Here is a 16,503-nt window from a genome sequence, read left to right on the forward strand (position 1 = left end):
ACGGGGGGCGGACTCAGGTCAGGGCCGCGGCATGCTCGACCTGCGCACGACGAGCTCCGGCTGGAGCACGATGCCGGTGTGCCGATGGTCGCGCTCCGGGTCCGACGGCTCGAGCTCCTCCAGCAGGAGTCGTGCCGCGAGACGGCCGATCTCCGCGGCCGGATGGCGTACCGAGGTCAACGGGATGAGGCTCGCCCCCGCGAACTCGATGTCGTCGTAGCCGACGACGGCAAGGTCGTCCGGGACGCGTACGCCCGCATCGAAGGCCGTCTGCATGACGCCCAGGGCCAGAAGGTCGTTCGCGCAGAAGACGGCCGTCGGTCGGGGCGACAGGCCGATGAGCCGGGCCCCGGCGTCCCGGCCGGCGCCGACGTCCAGCTTCTCGACGGGGATGTCGACGATCGCGTCGGCGCCGAGCCCCGACTCCTCCACCGCGCGGACAAGGCCCTCGCGCCGATCCCGGACCTGCTGCAGATGACCGGGGCCGCGCACGTAGGCGATACGCCGATGGCCGGCGGCGAGCAGGTGCCGGCCCGCGAGCTTGCCTCCCAGGACGTCGTCGGCGGCGACGGAACAGGCCGTCTGCGCGTCGACCGCCCGGTCGGCGATGACGAACGGGATCTTCGCGCGGCGCAGCGCCTCCCATGGTTCACCGTCGGACGCGACCGGTGCGAACACGACACCGCGCAGACGCTGCTCGACGAAGAACGACAGGTAGGCCTGCTCGGCCGAAGCGCTCTCGGCACTGTTGCACACCATCACACCGAGGCCCGCTTCGACGGCCACCCGCTCGGTGCCCTGGGCGAGGACGGCGAAGAAGGGGTTCCTGGTGTCCATGACCAGCAGCCCGAGCATGCGGCTCCGGCCGGCACGCAGTTGCCGCGCCGACTCACTGCGGACGTACCCCAGCAGGTCGATCGCTGCGTGGACACGGGCTCGGACCTCACTGGAGACACGCTCGGGCCTGTTCAGGACGTTGGAGACCGTCCCCACGGAGACGCCCGCCTGGCGCGCCACGTCCTTGATGCCCACCACTGCCGACCGCCCTTTCGCCTCGGATCCGTGCGCTCACCATCCTAGGCCGCCTCCACACCCTCCGGGGTGAATCCTTTCATCATGTTTCACTCGGGCCCTTGACCGCTCCGCACGTACATGCTTCGGTATCGATGAAACGATTCACGCGCCGACGCGGTACAGCGCGGCCCTGGTTGCGAGGTTGCCGAATGACTGTCGTGCGGGACGCCGTGAAGGCCGTGCTCAAGGCCCAGACCATCGAGACACCCTCCTGGGGCTACGGGAACTCGGGCACCCGCTTCAGGGTGTTCGCCCAGCCCGGTGTCCCCAGGACGCCGTGGGAGAAGCTCGACGACGCCGCGAAGGTGCACGAGTTCACCGGCATCGCCCCGAAGGTCTCCCTCCACATCCCCTGGGACCGTGTCGACGACTACGCCGAGCTGGCCGCGTATGCGAAGGAGCGCGGCCTGGAGCTGGGGGCGATCAACTCCAACACCTTCCAGGACGACGACTACCGGCTCGGCAGCGTCTGCCACCCGGACGCGAAGGTGCGCCGCAAGGCCATCGACCACCTGCTGGAGTGCGTCGACATCATGGACGCGACCGGCTCGTCGGACCTGAAACTGTGGTTCGCCGACGGAACCAACTACCCCGGCCAGGACGACGTCGTGACGCGCCAGGACCGTCTCGCCGCTGCTCTTGCCGAGGTGTACGAGCGGCTCGGTGACGAACAGCGCCTGCTCCTGGAATACAAGCTCTTCGAGCCGGCCTTCTACACCACCGACGTCCCGGACTGGGGAACGTCCTACGCCCACTGTCTCAAGCTCGGGCCCAAGGCCCAGGTCGTCGTGGACACCGGCCACCACGCGCCGGGCACCAACATCGAGTTCATCGTGGCCTTCCTCCTGCGCGAGGGGAAGCTCGGCGGCTTCGACTTCAACTCCCGCTTCTACGCCGACGACGACCTGATGGCCGGCTCGTCCGATCCCTTCCAGCTGTTCCGGATCATGCACGAGGTCGCGAAGAACGGCGGCCTCGCCCCGGCCGCGAACGTCGCCTTCATGCTCGACCAGTGCCACAACATCGAGGCGAAGATCCCGGCCGTCATCCGCTCCGTGATGAACGTCCAGGAGGCCACCGCCAAGGCCCTCCTCGTCGACGTCGACGCGCTCGCCACCGCCCAGCGCGACGGTGACGTCCTCGCCGCGAACGCGGTGCTGATGGACGCGTACGACACCGACGTGCGCCCGTTGCTGCGCGAAGTCCGCGAGGAACAGGGGCTCGCACCGGACCCCGTCGCCGCGTACGCCGCTTCCGGGTGGCAGGAGCGGATCGCCACCGATCGTGTCGGCGGCGAGCAGGCCGGCTGGGGAGCCTGACCGCCCGGCTTCCCAGGGCTCAGTCCGCAGGACCGTAGGACGCCCGCCCCTCCGGGGCGCCCTCCTTCCCCCTTCCCGCGCACGTCGACTCCGAAGGACCGATCGCACATGGCCACCCACCCCGAAGTCGCCGGGCTCCTCGGCCGCGCGCACCGGCTGGGCTCTGACCCCCGCAACACCAACTACGCCGGCGGCAACGTCTCCGCCAAGGGCAGGGGCACCGATCCCGTCACCGGCTCCGACACGGAGCTGATGTGGGTGAAGGGGTCCGGCGGCGACCTCGGCACGCTCACCGAGGCCGGCCTGGCCGTGCTGCGCCTCGACCGGCTGCGGGCGCTGAAGGACGTGTACCCCGGTGCCGAGCGTGAGGACGAGATGGTCGGTGCCTTCGACTACTGCCTGCACGGCAAGGGCGGCACCGCCCCGTCGATCGACACCGCCATGCACGGCCTGGTGGACGCCCGGCATGTCGACCACCTGCACCCCGACTCCGGCATCGCCCTCGCCTGCGCCGCCGACGGCGAGAAGCTGACGGCGGAGTGCTACGGCGGAAAGGTGGCGTGGGTGCCGTGGCGCCGGCCCGGCTTCCAGCTCGGCCTGGACATCGCGGCGATCAAGGAGGCCCACCCGGAGGCCGTCGGCGTCGTCCTCGGCGGGCACGGGATCACCGCCTGGGGCACCACCTCCGAGGAGTGCGAGACGAATGCCCTGTGGATGGTCCGCACGGCCGAGGCCTTTCTCACCGAACGGGGCGGGAAGCAGCCGTTCGGCTCCCCTCTGGAAGGCTACGCGGCGCTGGACGAGGAGAAGCGCCGGGAGCGGGCCGCCTTGCTCGCACCCGTCATCCGCGGTCTGGCCTCCCAGGACCACCCGCAGGTGGGGCACTTCACCGACTCGGAGGTCGTCCTCGACTTCCTCGCCCACGACCAGCACCCGCGCCTGGCGGCCCTGGGCACGTCCTGCCCCGACCACTTCCTGCGGACGAAGGTGCGCCCGCTGGTCCTGGACCTGCCTCCCACGGCTCCGCCGGACGAGGCCGTGGCCCGGCTGAGGGAGCTGCACGCGGAGTACCGGGAGGAGTACGCCTCCTACTACGAGCGGCACGCCGGCCCCGACGCGCCCGCGATGCGCGGCTCCGACCCGGCGATCGTCCTCGTTCCCGGCGTCGGCATGTTCTCGTTCGGCAAGGACAAGCAGACCGCACGCGTGGCGGGCGAGTTCTACGTCAACGCGATCAACGTCATGCGCGGTGCCGAGGCGGTGTCGGCGTACGCGCCGATCGAGGAGGCGGAGAAGTTCCGGATCGAGTACTGGGAGCTGGAGGAGGCCAAGCTGCGGCGCATGCCGAAGCCGAAGCCCCTCGCCACCCGGGTCGCTCTGGTGACGGGTGCGGGCTCGGGCATCGGCAAGGCGATCGCGCACCGGCTGGTCGCCGAGGGCGCCTGTGTCGTGGTCGCCGACCTCAACGGCGAGAACGCCGCCGCCGTGGCCGAGGAGCTGGGCGGCCCGGACAAGGCCGTGGCCGCCACCGTGGACGTCACGTCCGAGGAGCAGATCAGCGCCGTGTTCCGCGAGGCCGTCCTCGCCTTCGGCGGTGTCGACCTGGTCGTCAACAACGCCGGCATCTCGATATCCAAACCCCTGCTGGAGACGACCGCGCAGGACTGGGACCTCCAGCACGACATCATGGCCCGGGGCTCCTTCCTGGTCTCCCGCGAGGCCGCGAGCGTCATGATCGAGCAGGGCCTCGGCGGCGACATCGTCTACATCGTCTCCAAGAACGCCGTCTTCGCCGGCCCGAACAACATCGCCTACTCCGCCACCAAGGCCGACCAGGCCCACCAGGTGCGGCTCCTCTCCGCCGAACTCGGGGAGCACGGCATCCGGGTGAACGGCGTCAACCCCGACGGGGTCGTACGCGGCTCCGGCATCTTCGCCGCAGGCTGGGGCGCCCAGCGCGCCGCCACCTATGGCATCGAGGAGGAGAAGCTCGGCGAGTTCTACGCTCAGCGCACCCTCCTCAAGCGCGAGGTCCTGCCCGAGCACGTCGCGAACGCGGTCTTCGCCCTCACCGGCGGCGACCTCACCCACACCACCGGCCTGCTCGTCCCCGTCGACGCCGGCGTCGCCGCGGCCTTCCTTCGCTGAGGCCCCTTCGATCGCCCTGGGGCGGGTTGCCGACGCACTCGCCCCAGGTGCCTCCGCGGACCGGCGGCGCACCGCCGTACGGGAACCGGCCCCCACACGGTGCCCGCCGGGCGCCGCCGGTCCGCCCCTTGTTCCCCCTTTGCTCCTCGATGAGCCGCCCGCACCGGAGAGGTATCCACGTGACCACCACTCCCCCGCCGTCCGCCTTCGCGTCCGCCTTCGCCGCGGTCGATCTCGGCGCCACCAGCGGACGGGTGATCGTCGGCCGGGTAGGTCCGGACGACCTCGACCTCACCGAGGTCCACCGCTTCCCCAACACACCCGTGCGCCTGCCGGACGGGCTGCGCTGGGACACCCTCGCCCTGTTCCAGGGCGTCCTCGACGGGCTGCGCGAGGCCGCCCGCTCCGGCGGCGTCGCTTCCCTCGGCGTCGACACCTGGGCCGTGGACTACGGCCTCCTCGACGCGGACGGAGCCCTGCTGGGTCACCCGTTCCACTACCGCGACGACCGGACCGACGGCGCCGCCGCCCGTGTCTGGGCCAAGGTCGGGCCCGAGGAGCTGTACGGCATCACCGGCCTCCAGCACCTCCCGTTCAACACGGTATTCCAGCTCGCCTCCACCGAAGGAACCGCCCAGCGACGGGCCGCCCGCACGCTGCTGCTCATCCCGGACCTGCTGACCCACTGGCTGACCGGGTCCATCGGAGCCGAGGAGACCAACGCCTCCACCACCGGCCTCTTCGACGCCCGCACCGGCGCCTGGTCCAAGGACCTCATGAACCGGCTCTCTCTCGATCCCGGCCTCTTCCCGCCGTTGCGCGCGCCCGGCGACCCGGCCGGCACCCTGCTGCCCCACGTCGCCACGTACACCGGGCTCGATCCCCGGACGCCGGTGACGACGGTCGCCTCGCACGACACCGCCTCCGCGGTCGTCGCCGTGCCCGCGACCGAACCCGGCTTCGCCTACATCTCGTGCGGCACCTGGTCGCTCGCCGGCCTCGAACTCGACACCCCGGTCCTCACCGAGGCCTCCCGGGCGGCGAACTTCACCAACGAACGCGGCATCGACGGCACCGTGCGCTACCTGCGCAACACCATGGGCATGTGGCTGCTCGAAGAGTGCCGGCGCACCTGGGAGAGGGAGAACCTGCCCACCCACATCCCCACGCTCCTCGCCGACGCGGCCCGGGCCGAACCCTTCGCTTCCCTCGTCGACCCGGACGCCCCGGAGTTCCTCGCCCCCGGCGACATGCCGGCCCGCATCCGGGACCACTGCGCCCGCACCGGGCAACGCGTCCCCGGCAGCCAGGGCACAGTCGTCCGCTGCATCCTGGAAAGCCTGGCGCTCGCCCACCGCCGCACCCTGCGCCAGGCCGCCGAGCTCGCCGACCGCGACATCACCCGCATCCACCTCGTCGGCGGCGGATCCCGCAACGACCTCCTCTGCCGGCTCACCGCCGACGCCACCGGCCTGCCGGTCATCGCCGGCCCCACCGAAGCCACCGCACTGGGCAACATCCTCGTCCAGGCCCGCGCCGCAGGCCTGGTCGGCGACCTCGCCGACATGCGCCGCCTGATCGCCTCCACACAGCACCTGCGGCACTACGCCCCCCAGGGTGACCCCGCCGCATGGAACGCGGCCGCCGCCCGACTCGGCCTCGCCCCGAGGAACCCCTGATGCGCGTCGCCCTCTTCGTCACCTGCGTCAACGACGCGATCCACCCCTCCACGGCCGTCGCCACCGTCAGACTCCTCGAACGCCTCGGCGTCACCGTGGACTTCCCCGCCGCCCAGACCTGCTGCGGCCAGCCCCCGTACAACACCGGCTACCGCCTCGAGACCGAACCCCTGGTCCACCGCATGGCCCGCACCTTCGAGGGCTACGACCACGTGGTCACCCCGTCCGGCTCCTGCGTCGCCATGGTCCGCGACGCCTACCCGAGGATCGCCCGGAGGGCCCGCGCCGAAGGCCGCGGCGACACGCTGGCCAAGGCCGCCGACTCCCTCGTCCCGAAGACGTACGAACTGACGGAGTTCCTCGTCGACGTCCTCGGCGTGACGGACGTGGGGGCGTACTTCCCCCACAAGGTGACCTACCACCCCTCCTGCCACGGCCTGCGCCTGCTCGGCCTGGGGGAACGCCCGCGCCGCCTCCTTCAGGCGGTGAAGGGCCTGAGGCTGGTGGAGCTGCCCGGGGCGGAGGAGTGCTGCGGCTTCGGCGGCACCTTCGCGGTGAAGAACCCGGACGTGTCGGCGGCCATGGGCGCCGACAAGATCCGCAACTCCCTGTCCACCGGCGCCGCGGTCCTGTGCGGCGCCGACAACTCCTGCCTGATGCACCTCGACGGCATGCTGCGCCGCCAGGACGCCCCGCAACGCGCCCTGCACATCGCCGAGATCCTCGCGAGCACGGAAGAGGAGCCACTGGCATGAGCGGGACCTTCATCGGCATGCCGGCCTTCCCCAAGGCCGCGCACGACGCCGTACGCAACGACACCCTGCGCGCCAACCTGCGCCACGCCACCCGCACCATCCGCGACAAGCGAGCCATGGCGGTGTCCGAACTCGCGGACTGGGCCGGGCTCCGCGAGGCCGGCAAGCAGATCAAGGACCTCACCCTCAGCAGACTCGACCACTACCTGCTCCAGCTGGAGGAAGCAGTCACCGCGGCCGGCGGCACCGTGCACTGGGCGGCGGACGCGGCCGAGGCCAACCGGATCGTCGCGGACCTCGTCAAGGCGACCGGCGAAAGGGAGGTCGTCAAGGTCAAGTCGATGGCCACGCAGGAGATCAGCCTCAACGAGGCGCTGGAGGCCGAAGGGATCCGGGCCTACGAGACCGACCTCGCCGAGCTGATCGTCCAGCTCGGCGACGACCGGCCCTCCCACATCCTCGTCCCCGCGATCCACCGCAACCGCGGCGAGATCCGCGACATCTTCCGTACGGAGATGGGCACGTGGGGCCGGGAGGCACCCGACGGCCTCACCGACAGCCCGGCCGAACTGGCGGAGGCGGCCCGGCTGCACCTGCGGGAGAAGTTCCTGCGCGCGAAGGTCGGGATCTCCGGGGCGAACTTCATGGTCGCCGAGACAGGCACCCTCGTCGTCGTCGAGTCCGAGGGCAACGGCCGCATGTGCCTCACCCTCCCCGAGACCCTCATCTCCGTCGTCGGCATCGAGAAGGTCGTCCCCGCCTGGCGGGACCTGGAGGTCTTCCTCCAGACGCTCCCCCGCTCCTCGACGGCCGAGCGGATGAACCCGTACACGAGCATGTGGACCGGAACCACCGACGCGGACGGGCCGACGGCCTTCCACCTCGTCCTCCTCGACAACGGCCGGACCGACACCCTCGCCGACGAGGTCGGCCGCCAGGCCCTGCGCTGCATCCGCTGCTCCGCCTGCCTCAACGTCTGCCCGGTGTACGAGCGGACCGGCGGCCACGCGTACGGCTCCGTCTACCCCGGCCCGATCGGCGCCATCCTCACCCCTCAACTACGGGGCACGCAGAGCGAGATCAACGCCTCCCTTCCGTACGCCTCCTCCCTGTGCGGGGCCTGCTACGACGTGTGCCCGGTCGCCATCGACATCCCCGAGGTCCTCGTCCACCTCCGCGAGAAGGTCGCCGGGGAGGGCGGGAAGGGACACCGGCTGGAGAAGGCGGCGATGAAGGCCGCCGGCTGGGTCCTCAACCGCCCCGGCGTTCTCGCCGCCGGCGAGCGCGTCGCGTCGAGGACGCGCGCGCTGCACCCGAGGAAGCTGCCCGGGCCGGGCGTCGGCCCGTGGTCGGAGAGCCGCGACCTGCCCGAGATGCCCGCCGAACCGTTCCGTGACTGGTGGAAGAAGAACCGCACATGAAGCAGAACTCCCGCGAACGCGTCCTGGACCGCATCCGCCGGGCACGCGCCGACGCGCCACTCGCCCCGGAACCGGCACGCGGCTACCTCACCACCCACACCCCCGACACCCCGGACACCATCCTGGACCTCCTCCACGAGAACCTGGCCGACTACCGCGCGATCGTTCATCGCACCACGGAGACCGGGCTCCCCGCTCTGGTGGCAGAACTCCTCGACCGGCACGACGCCCACACCGTCGCTGTGCCCCCCGGGTTGCCCGCCGCATGGCTGTCCGCGACGACGGCCGAGCAGCACCACGACGCGGACACCACGCTCACGCCACACGAGCTGGATACCACAGACGCCGTGGTCACCAGCTGCGCCCTCGCCATCGCCGAGACCGGCACGATCGTCCTGGACGGCGGCCCCGGCCAGGGCCGCCGCGCCCTCACGCTCGTCCCCGACCTACACGTCTGCGTCGTACGCGCCGAAGACCAGGTCGTCGCCTCCGTCCCTCAGGCCCTGCCACGCCTCGACCCGACCCGCCCCCAGACCTGGATCTCCGGCCCCTCCGCCACCAGCGACATCGAACTCGACCGCGTCGAAGGCGTGCACGGCCCACGACGACTCGATGTGGTGATCGTCACCCGCTAAGACGTCGTTGCTCCAACAGCAGCGGTGACGGCGGCTTCGTAGGACTGGGCGCTCTTGTCGTAGCGGGCGGCGATGCCGCGCCACTGCTTCAAGCGCATGCTGAAGTCCGATGGAGTCGAGGCGGGGTGGCGCCGTGAGCGGGCCGCCCGGGAGTCGGACCCGCACGGCGGATCCGGCTGCGGAGGCGCGACGCGGGCCGGGCGCGGGCCCGGCGCGGGCCGGGCGCAGGCCGGGAGCGGGCCGGGCGCAGGCCGGGAGCGGGCCGGGCGCGGGCCCGGCGCGGGCTGTCGGTAGAGTCGGGCCCATGCAGCGCACCACCGTCGACGGTGTCACCGTCCTGTGGGCCCCGGGCCCGGCTCCCCTCAGCGCGACGCTCACCTTCGGGTGCGGTGCCCGGGATGAGAGTTTCCGCACCATCGGTGTCACCCACCTCATCGAACACTTGGTGATGAGCACGCTGCCCCGCCTGCACCACGAACACAACGCCTCCGTCGACCTGGAAGCCACCCGCTTCACCGCTTCCGGACGTCCGGAACAGATCACCGCTTTCCTGGCGGCGGTCTGCGCCGCCCTGTCCGACCTGCCGCTGGACCGGATCCAGCACGAGGCGGGCATTCTGACCGCCGAGGCGTCCTCGGTCACGTCCCCGGCCGCCGCCTTCCTGCTCAACCAGCGGTTCGGGGCCCGGGGTCCGGGCCTTGCGCCCTACACCGGGCCAGGCTACGACCGGCTTTCCGCGGACGCCGTCCAGGCCCACGCCGCCGCGTACTTCACCCGCGCCAACGCCGTCCTCCAACTCACCGGTCCTCCGCCCCGGGACCTGCGGCTCCCCCTGCCCGAGGGCCGGTCGCCGCAACGCACGACCCCGGCCGCACGTACCGGTGCGTCCTGGGACGAGGCGCCGATCGAGGGCGCCGCCCTCGCCCTGACCATGCCCCTGGGCTCAGCGGCCGCCGCTCTCGGCGTCGCGCTCCTCGAGCACCGGCTCACCGAGCTCGCACGGCACCGCCGGGGCCTGAGTTACGCGGTCCAGGTCGAGTCGAGCCTGCGTGACGGGCACACCCTGGACACCCTGCTCTCACTGGACTCCCGCCCCGGGCAGGACGCCGAGATAGCGGAGCTGCTCTGGCAGGAGGCACTGCGCCTGGGCCGGGAGCTGCCCTCCGAGGACGAGCTCAAGGAGGAGATCGAAGGCTTCCGGGAGAGCTACGCTCACCCGCGCGCCGTGGAGGCGGAGCTGGACCTGGCTGCCGCTTCCCTTCTGTTCGGACTGCCGTCACGGGACGCCGCGGCCCGGCTGGCCGCCCTTCGTGCCGTAGTACCCGAGGACGTACGAGCCTGCTTCGCGCAGGCCCTGGTCACCGCGCAGCTGGCCGTGGCGCCGGATGTCGAGCCCCGGCTGACTGCCCTGGACGGACGGCCACTGCCTCGAGGGGCCTGCTGTGAGGACGGCGGGCTGCCGGCAGGCGAGGTGTTCCGGCCGCCACTGCTGGCGCGCGCGAAGTACGGCGCGGCGCGTCGCTCCCGACTGGTGCTGACCGACGACGGCGTGGCGGAGCTCGACGGGGACGGGCGACTGCACCGCATACGCTTCGACGAGATCGTCGGCGTGGAGATGGATGGTGAGGACCGCACGCTCTTCGGGGCGTCCGGCTGCCTGATGGAGCTGTCGCCCCAGAAGTACAGCGGGTGCGACAAGGTGATCCGGGCGGTGGACGCCGCGGTGCCGACCGGCCTCGCGTACGAAGCCTCGGCCCTGGCACCGCGAGACCCCGAGAAGCAATAGGGGCAAGCCTGGCCGTCGACGAAGACCAGTTGGTGATCGGGTCCGGCACCGGCCACCCGCTGACGTTCGTGCCCGCGTCGTTCCCGGAGCGCGGCTTCGCACCGCGCCGTCCACGGACCAGCCAACTCCTCGATCAGATAGCCGAGATGTGCACGGTCAAGGCCGCAGAAGGCGGGGTGGGGCATGACCGCGCGGGCGGAGAAGGGCGTCACAATCCACTCAACCCGCGCGACCATCGTCATGTCACCGCCGGCCCCGCGCCACCGGGTAACAAGTTGTCAGGCTCTTGATCCGTGAGCATCCCACCGTCGACCGACTGGGCTGGCCTGTACCACGCCTACGGCCGGGCCGCGGACGTCCCGGGTCATCTGGCGGCTCTGTCCAGCTCCGACCCGGCCGTACGCCGTGCGGCCACGTCGGCCCTCACCAGTAGCGTCTACCACCAGGGCACCCGGTGGCCAGCCAGCGCGCGTGTGGTGGCTCCGCTCGTCGCCCTCGTCGACACTCCCTCGACTCCCGACCGGGACACCGTCCTCCACGTACTGCATGCCGTCGCCATCGGCAACCTGCGCGACGACGAACTGCCTTTCAACCCCACGCGGGCCTTCGCCGACGCCGACCGGGTACGCCCGGCGGACGAGGATGCGGTGCTCCGGGTTCTCTTCGAGGAGGAGGACCCGGACATCGATGCCGTCGCCGACGTGGCCGACGCCGTGGCACTGCACTGGGCCGCCGAGGCCTACCGTGCGGCCGAGCGTCATACGGCCTCCTTCCTGAGGTGGCTGCACGATCCCGACCCCGCCGTGGTGACCCTCGCGGCGGGCGGCCCCGCCCTGCTGCGCCTGTCTGCCCTCGCCGGCCGTCGTACCTGAGGGCGCCTGCAGGGAAGGGGGTCAGCAGCACGCCATCGCTGGTCACGGTGGTCATATCAGCCCTGGATGAGCCGCTGCTGATACACACAGATAGTAGGTGGACACGGCCAAACGAACGGTCGACGTGGCGGCAGACCGCGCAGCTGTCGAGCATCCCCTTCTTGGCAGGATATGGATAGCGGTGTCCAAGCAACACCATGGGATCCGGGGCGGCCGGGAACGCTACTCAGGCAGTCGCTGCAGCTCACCCTTGAGTCTCCCGCACCCAACGGGCGGACGAAGGGATGACATTCGTGCAGTGCCCGACAACGAAGCGTTCTTGTCTGGTGATCACAGGAGCACTGCTCGTCACGCTCTTCGCCGCCGCGTTCATGGTCCCGGCCTTCAACGGACTGGGCTCGGGCGGCACACTCGCCGTCGATACACAGGCCGCGCGTGCGGAGCAGCGAGCCGTAGAACTCGGTATCCCGCCTGCGGACCTGATCCTCTCCCTCTCCATGGGTTCGGCCGCCTTGCACTCTTACCAACCAGTGTCCGCTGGGGACCGGTCGGTGGTGGGTCTGCTCAGCCGGGATGATGCCGTTCTGTCCGTCCGGTCCCACGGTACGACCGGCGATGCGTGGCTGCGCTCGGACGACGGGCGGACAAGCCTGATCACGGTGAGTCTGTCCGGGGACGAACGGCAGCAGGCGCGCGCCGCTGAACGGCTCGTTGGCCAAGTCCGAAGGTTCGTTCCGGAGTTGACGGTAGGGGCAACTGGGCGGGCGTGGATCACCGCGCAGATCGATCGGCAGTGCGCAGTCGACCTGCTGCGTGCCGAGTTGCTGGCTGCTCCTGCGGTCCTGCTGGTGCTGCTCATCGCCTATGGCTCGTTGGTGTGCGCGCTCCTGCCCGTGCTGGTCGCCGCGCTGGCCGTCACGTGCACTGTGCCCGTCGTGGCTCTGCTCGCTCGAGTGGCGGACATCTCCGTCTTCGCGGTCAACGCCGCTGTCGCCATCGGCTTCGGTCTGGCCGTCGACTACACCCTCTTCCTCCTCTCCCGCTACCAGGAAGAACTCCGCCGCGGCGAGAGCCGGGCCGCCGCACTGAGCACCGCCATGCGGACCAGCGGGCGCTCCGTGGCGTTTTCCGCCGGGGCGGTGGCCACCTGCCTGGCGTGCACTCTGCTGGTACCGATTCCCCTGCTGCGTGGTCTCGCCGTGGCCGGGATCACCGTCAGCATGCTGGCCGCGGCAGCGACTCTGCTCGTCCTTCCCAGTCTGCTCGTCCTCCTGGGCGACCACCTGGGCCGGGCCGATCCACTTCGACGGATGCGCCGCTCCGCCTTGGGAGACGCCAGTCGGTTCTGGCGGTCCACGGCCCGCCGCGTCACCACCCGGCCCGTGCTCGCCGCTACGGCGGCCGTCCTGGCACTCGTCGCTATGGCGCTGCCCTTCACCCGCGTCCACCTGGACGTCGTCGATCAGCGCTCACTGCCTGCCACCGCTTCTGGCTCCGTCGACTCCGCGCACGTTTCATCCAGTTTCGCTCATCCTCCCGAGCGCGTACTCACCGTCATCACCGACGTGTCCGCCCCGAGTACGGCAGGTCGCCGCGCATGGGCGGAGTATCGCAAGGCGGTCGCTGCGCTGCCGCATGCCACGAGCATCCGCATCGTGCCGCGCCCGCCCGGTACGCCGTCTGCCGCTCCCGGCGTCGTGCTGGTGGCAACCGACGCCGATCCCGCCAGCCGGGAGGCGGCTGACCTGGTCCACGCCCTGCGCGCCGTACCGGGCACCGCTCTCGTCGGCGGGAGGGCAGCAGAGATCGGGGACACCGTCCGCGCCGTGCGCCAGTCCCTCCCCCAGGTGGCATGGCTGCTGGCAGCCGCGCTCGCCGTTCTGCTGGGCGCGTTCACCCGGAGCGTCGTCATCCCTCTCAAAGCGGTCACGGTGGCGGCACTCAGCCTGGGGGCAAGCCTGGGCGCGCTCGTCGTGGTCTTCCAGTTCGGCCACGGCAGCGGCGTGCTGGGACACTTCACCGTCACCGGCGGCCTGGACGCCTCACTGCTGCTGTTCACTCAGGCCATCGCGCTGGCCCTTTCCGTCGACTACGAGGTCTTCCTGCTGGGACGGATCAAGGAAGCCTTCGACCGTACGGGCGACAACACCGAAGCTGTCATCGACGGCATCGCCCGCACGGGACGCCTGATGACCTCCGCTGCCGCAGCTGTCGCTGTCTCCACCGCAGCACTGGCTACCTCCCAGGTCACCGCCCTGAAGGTCCTCGGCCTCGGCGTCGCCCTCGCTGCTCTCACCGATGCCGTTGTCATCCGCGGCATCCTCGTCCCCGCTGTCATGACCGCCCTCGGGCCCGCCAACTGGTGGCGCCCCACCCTTTATCGCCGCACCCACCAACGCCGACCAGGTGCGGCCAAGCGGCCCGAGTCCCGCGCTTCGCAGCCCTGCCCGTCCAGCTCCACGCCGCCCGCGGCGGCGAGTGACGGCCGACCGGTCTAGGGCCTGTCTTTCGGATCAGGCCGGATTAGGGAGCGGGGTCTGGTGCCGGGCCTGGTGGGGTCCCACTCGCGCGGTCGAGTCCCGCGTCGGCGACTGCCCGGCGGGAGGCGACCATGGCGAGTTGGCAGAAGCGGTCCAGACGCCATGCGTCTCGACCGATCTCGTGTGCTGCGTCGAAATCGTCGATGCGACAGGAGAAGTCCACCGGAAGCCCCGCCATGGTCGGGTCGGTTCGAGCCCGGCTCTCGCCAGCCAGCATAGTGGCCCACGGGGCGGACCAGTCCCGGCCACCAGGAGTGAGGAGGCCGATCCCCGTGATGGCCGGTGTCTGCCGAGTCATGTGGTCACGTGATCCGTGGCCGGCTGGTCTCCTGCCTCCGCCGCAGCTCCGGCCGGCCTTCAGCGTCTCCAACCGGGTGGCAATCGCGGCCAACGTCGTTGCGGGCCCCGGCTGCTCAGGCTGATCGAGGGGGCTGACCCCATAGTTTCTTCCTGGCGGTCGCGACGAGTGCCGAGGCGATGGTGAGCATGGTGGGGTAGCGGGTTGCGAGTGGGCTCAGGTGAAGTACGGCCTCTGTGGTGGCTCGTCGGCTCAGCTCCGGGAGCAGGCAGTTCCGCCATTCCCGGGCCTGCTCCTCCGCGCTCACCCAGTGCGCCTCAAGGAGGGCTGGTCTTCTTCGGGTGCGTACAGGCCGCTGAGCCCTATGTACAGGTCGGCGATGCTGGCCTCACTGAGGGAGTTTGGGATCCGCTCCGCATCAGCCCTCGCGCAGGCTTCGGCCAGTTGCGGCCGAGTTCCGGGTCGGTCGCTGTGAACGTCTTGACGCGGGTCCAATGCGCTTCGGCGTCCGCAGTAAGCAGGGCGTGGGCCGCGACGATGGCGGCCCGTGTGGCAAGCGGAGATTCCCGGGGCTCGTCCAGAGCGCCAGCAATGAGGCTGCGCGCGGTCCTGCTGAAAGCTGTGAGGAGGGAGGCCAGGATGCTGTGCCAAGTACGCAGCGCGGTCTCGCGTGCCTCGTCACTGTCCGGCAGGCGCATGGGGTGGTCTTCGCTCACCGTTGGGCCAGCTCCGGCACCGTGCACGGCCCCCGGCGCGATCCCGAGACCGATGGCAAGCTCAATGGCCAGATGCTCCAGGGCCGTGCGTATTTCCATGGCCCAGCGCGGGTCAACGGGGTTGAGTTCGACGGGCTGTCGGGCGTCAGTGAGTGCCGCCCGTGCCCCCTGGGTAATGCGGAGGGCCAACGATTCGGGTGCCTGGCGGGCGGCCAGGCGCAGGAGGTCAACCCGTGCGGGCTCCATATAGCTGGTTGAGATCCCTGGCCGCAGCATGGCAGGGCAGGTCAGCGAACCCTTCCTCGCGGTTTCAGCGCCACCGGCGGGAGTTCAGGAGCAGGCAGCCGGCCCCCGTCGTAGCCTTCGACTTCGCCGAAGCGGGTGCCTTGCATCCAGTCCTCGCGCGCCTGTTCGATCTCCTCGTGGGACCGGCCGACGAAGTTCCACCACATCACGAGCTCCTCCTCGAACGGCTCACCGCCCAGCAGCATCACGGCCGCGTCCGATTCGGCGCGCAGGGGGAGGGAGGTGCGGCCGCAGCCGAGGTAGAGCATGGAGCCGGGGAGGACCGGTACGCCGTCGACGTGGGTCTCGCCCGACATGGCGAGGACCGCGTACTCGAAGTCGGGCTCAAGCGGCAGATTCGTTTCGGCGCCGCGCGTCAGGGCCAGGTCCGCGCCGATCAGGGGGGTGTACGTGGTGCCGGGCGAGCGGGTGTCGTCGAGTTCGCCGAGCATCACCGTGGCGGTGAGGCCGGGGGCGGTGACGAGGGGCAGGTCGGCGTGGTGCTGGAAGTGGGGTTCCACATGGCGGTGCGCGTCGGGCAGGGCCACCCACAGCTGGGCTCCGTGCAGGAAGCGGGCGTGGGGCCGGGGGCTCTCCTCGGAGTGCGAGATGGCGCGCCCCGAGGTCATCAGGCCCAGCTCGCGCGGGCGGATCGTCTGCAGGCTGCCGGTGCTGTCGCGGTGCAGCACCTCGCCCTCGTGGAGCCAGCTGACGGTCTGGAGACCCATGTGGGGGTGCGGGGGCACCTGCATGCCGGGTTCGTCGGCGATGTCGTCCGGGCCGTAGTGGTCCACGAAGGCCCACGCGCCCACCATGCGGCGGCCGAGGTTGGGAAGCAGTCGTCGCACTTCGGTCGATTCGCCGAGCCGGACCGTGCGGGGGCTCAGGAGTTCGCGTACCGGCTCCGCGACGACGAATCCCCGGCCACCGCAGAGCGAGGGAGCGGCCTGACGATCAAGATTGCTCATGCCGCTC

At 71.0% G+C, this 16,503-nt stretch carries 12 protein-coding genes; 9 read left to right on the forward strand and 3 right to left on the reverse strand.

Annotated elements, in window-relative coordinates:
* Window positions 1-18 precede the first annotated feature (18 nt).
* Entirely contained in the window at window positions 19-1,035 is a 1,017-nt protein-coding gene (locus tag AB0A69_RS25665; RefSeq protein WP_361426495.1) for a LacI family DNA-binding transcriptional regulator, read from the reverse strand.
* A 188-nt stretch (window positions 1,036-1,223) separates the two neighbouring features.
* Between AB0A69_RS25665 and rhaI the strand changes: the two genes are divergently transcribed.
* The 9 genes from rhaI (at window position 1,224) to AB0A69_RS25710 (ending at window position 14,187) form a co-directional block, all read left to right on the forward strand.
* Window positions 1,224-2,393, forward strand: a complete 1,170-nt coding sequence (rhaI, locus tag AB0A69_RS25670; protein WP_361426498.1) for an L-rhamnose isomerase — start codon at window positions 1,224-1,226, stop codon at window positions 2,391-2,393.
* A gap of 108 nt (window positions 2,394-2,501) precedes the next feature.
* The gene (locus AB0A69_RS25675) at window positions 2,502-4,541 is read left to right on the forward strand and encodes a bifunctional aldolase/short-chain dehydrogenase (RefSeq protein ID WP_361426501.1); all 2,040 of its coding nucleotides are present in this window, start codon (window positions 2,502-2,504) and stop codon (window positions 4,539-4,541) included.
* 149 nt (window positions 4,542-4,690) lie between these two features.
* Window positions 4,691-6,220: a rhamnulokinase family protein gene (locus AB0A69_RS25680; protein ID WP_361426504.1), complete on the forward strand. Its 1,530-nt coding sequence runs from the start codon at window positions 4,691-4,693 to the stop codon at window positions 6,218-6,220.
* Complete coding sequence (locus AB0A69_RS25685) at window positions 6,220-6,975, forward strand: (Fe-S)-binding protein (RefSeq protein WP_361426507.1); 756 nt, start codon at window positions 6,220-6,222, stop codon at window positions 6,973-6,975. The genes AB0A69_RS25680 and AB0A69_RS25685 overlap by 1 nt, the downstream gene beginning before the upstream one ends.
* Window positions 6,972-8,396, forward strand: a complete 1,425-nt coding sequence (locus AB0A69_RS25690) for a LutB/LldF family L-lactate oxidation iron-sulfur protein (RefSeq protein WP_361426510.1) — start codon at window positions 6,972-6,974, stop codon at window positions 8,394-8,396. Before AB0A69_RS25685 ends, AB0A69_RS25690 begins: the two co-directional genes overlap by 4 nt.
* Window positions 8,393-9,031: an LUD domain-containing protein gene (locus AB0A69_RS25695; RefSeq protein ID WP_361426513.1), complete on the forward strand. Its 639-nt coding sequence runs from the start codon at window positions 8,393-8,395 to the stop codon at window positions 9,029-9,031. The genes AB0A69_RS25690 and AB0A69_RS25695 overlap by 4 nt, the downstream gene beginning before the upstream one ends.
* Window positions 9,032-9,335: 304 nt before the next feature.
* Window positions 9,336-10,817: a hypothetical protein gene (locus AB0A69_RS25700; RefSeq protein WP_361426516.1), complete on the forward strand. Its 1,482-nt coding sequence runs from the start codon at window positions 9,336-9,338 to the stop codon at window positions 10,815-10,817.
* 293 nt (window positions 10,818-11,110) lie between these two features.
* A complete protein-coding gene (locus tag AB0A69_RS25705) occupies window positions 11,111-11,689 on the forward strand; it encodes a hypothetical protein (RefSeq protein ID WP_361426519.1) in 579 nt (192 codons plus the stop codon).
* A 284-nt stretch (window positions 11,690-11,973) separates the two neighbouring features.
* Window positions 11,974-14,187: an MMPL family transporter gene (locus AB0A69_RS25710; protein ID WP_361426522.1), complete on the forward strand. Its 2,214-nt coding sequence runs from the start codon at window positions 11,974-11,976 to the stop codon at window positions 14,185-14,187.
* A gap of 25 nt (window positions 14,188-14,212) precedes the next feature.
* On the opposite strand, the gene AB0A69_RS25715 is transcribed toward AB0A69_RS25710, so the two are convergent.
* A complete protein-coding gene (locus AB0A69_RS25715) occupies window positions 14,213-14,527 on the reverse strand; it encodes a beta-ketoacyl synthase N-terminal-like domain-containing protein (RefSeq protein WP_361426525.1) in 315 nt (104 codons plus the stop codon).
* Window positions 14,528-15,530: 1,003 nt separating this feature from the next.
* Window positions 15,531-16,496 (reverse strand): pirin family protein, encoded by a 966-nt coding sequence (locus tag AB0A69_RS25720; protein ID WP_361426528.1) that lies wholly within the window; start codon window positions 16,494-16,496, stop codon window positions 15,531-15,533.
* Window positions 16,497-16,503 lie beyond the last annotated feature (7 nt).

The sequence above is a fragment of the Streptomyces sp. NPDC045431 genome (assembly GCF_040646655.1).
Lineage (GTDB): Bacteria > Actinomycetota > Actinomycetes > Streptomycetales > Streptomycetaceae > Streptomyces.

What these genes read in the sequence shown, in the direction of transcription:
- AB0A69_RS25710 (WP_361426522.1), top strand. Translation starts at nt 11,974, where the DNA reads ATGACATTCGTGCAGTGCCCGACAACGAAGCGTTCTTGTCTGGTGATC.
- AB0A69_RS25680 (WP_361426504.1), top strand. Translation starts at nt 4,691, where the DNA reads ATGAGCCGCCCGCACCGGAGAGGTATCCACGTGACCACCACTCCCCCG.
- AB0A69_RS25720 (WP_361426528.1), bottom strand. Translation starts at nt 16,496, where the DNA reads ATGAGCAATCTTGATCGTCAGGCCGCTCCCTCGCTCTGCGGTGGCCGG.
- AB0A69_RS25700 (WP_361426516.1), top strand. Translation starts at nt 9,336, where the DNA reads ATGCAGCGCACCACCGTCGACGGTGTCACCGTCCTGTGGGCCCCGGGC.
- AB0A69_RS25690 (WP_361426510.1), top strand. Translation starts at nt 6,972, where the DNA reads ATGAGCGGGACCTTCATCGGCATGCCGGCCTTCCCCAAGGCCGCGCAC.
- AB0A69_RS25675 (WP_361426501.1), top strand. Translation starts at nt 2,502, where the DNA reads ATGGCCACCCACCCCGAAGTCGCCGGGCTCCTCGGCCGCGCGCACCGG.
- AB0A69_RS25685 (WP_361426507.1), top strand. Translation starts at nt 6,220, where the DNA reads ATGCGCGTCGCCCTCTTCGTCACCTGCGTCAACGACGCGATCCACCCC.
- rhaI (WP_361426498.1), top strand. Translation starts at nt 1,224, where the DNA reads ATGACTGTCGTGCGGGACGCCGTGAAGGCCGTGCTCAAGGCCCAGACC.
- AB0A69_RS25715 (WP_361426525.1), bottom strand. Translation starts at nt 14,527, where the DNA reads ATGACTCGGCAGACACCGGCCATCACGGGGATCGGCCTCCTCACTCCT.
- AB0A69_RS25695 (WP_361426513.1), top strand. Translation starts at nt 8,393, where the DNA reads ATGAAGCAGAACTCCCGCGAACGCGTCCTGGACCGCATCCGCCGGGCA.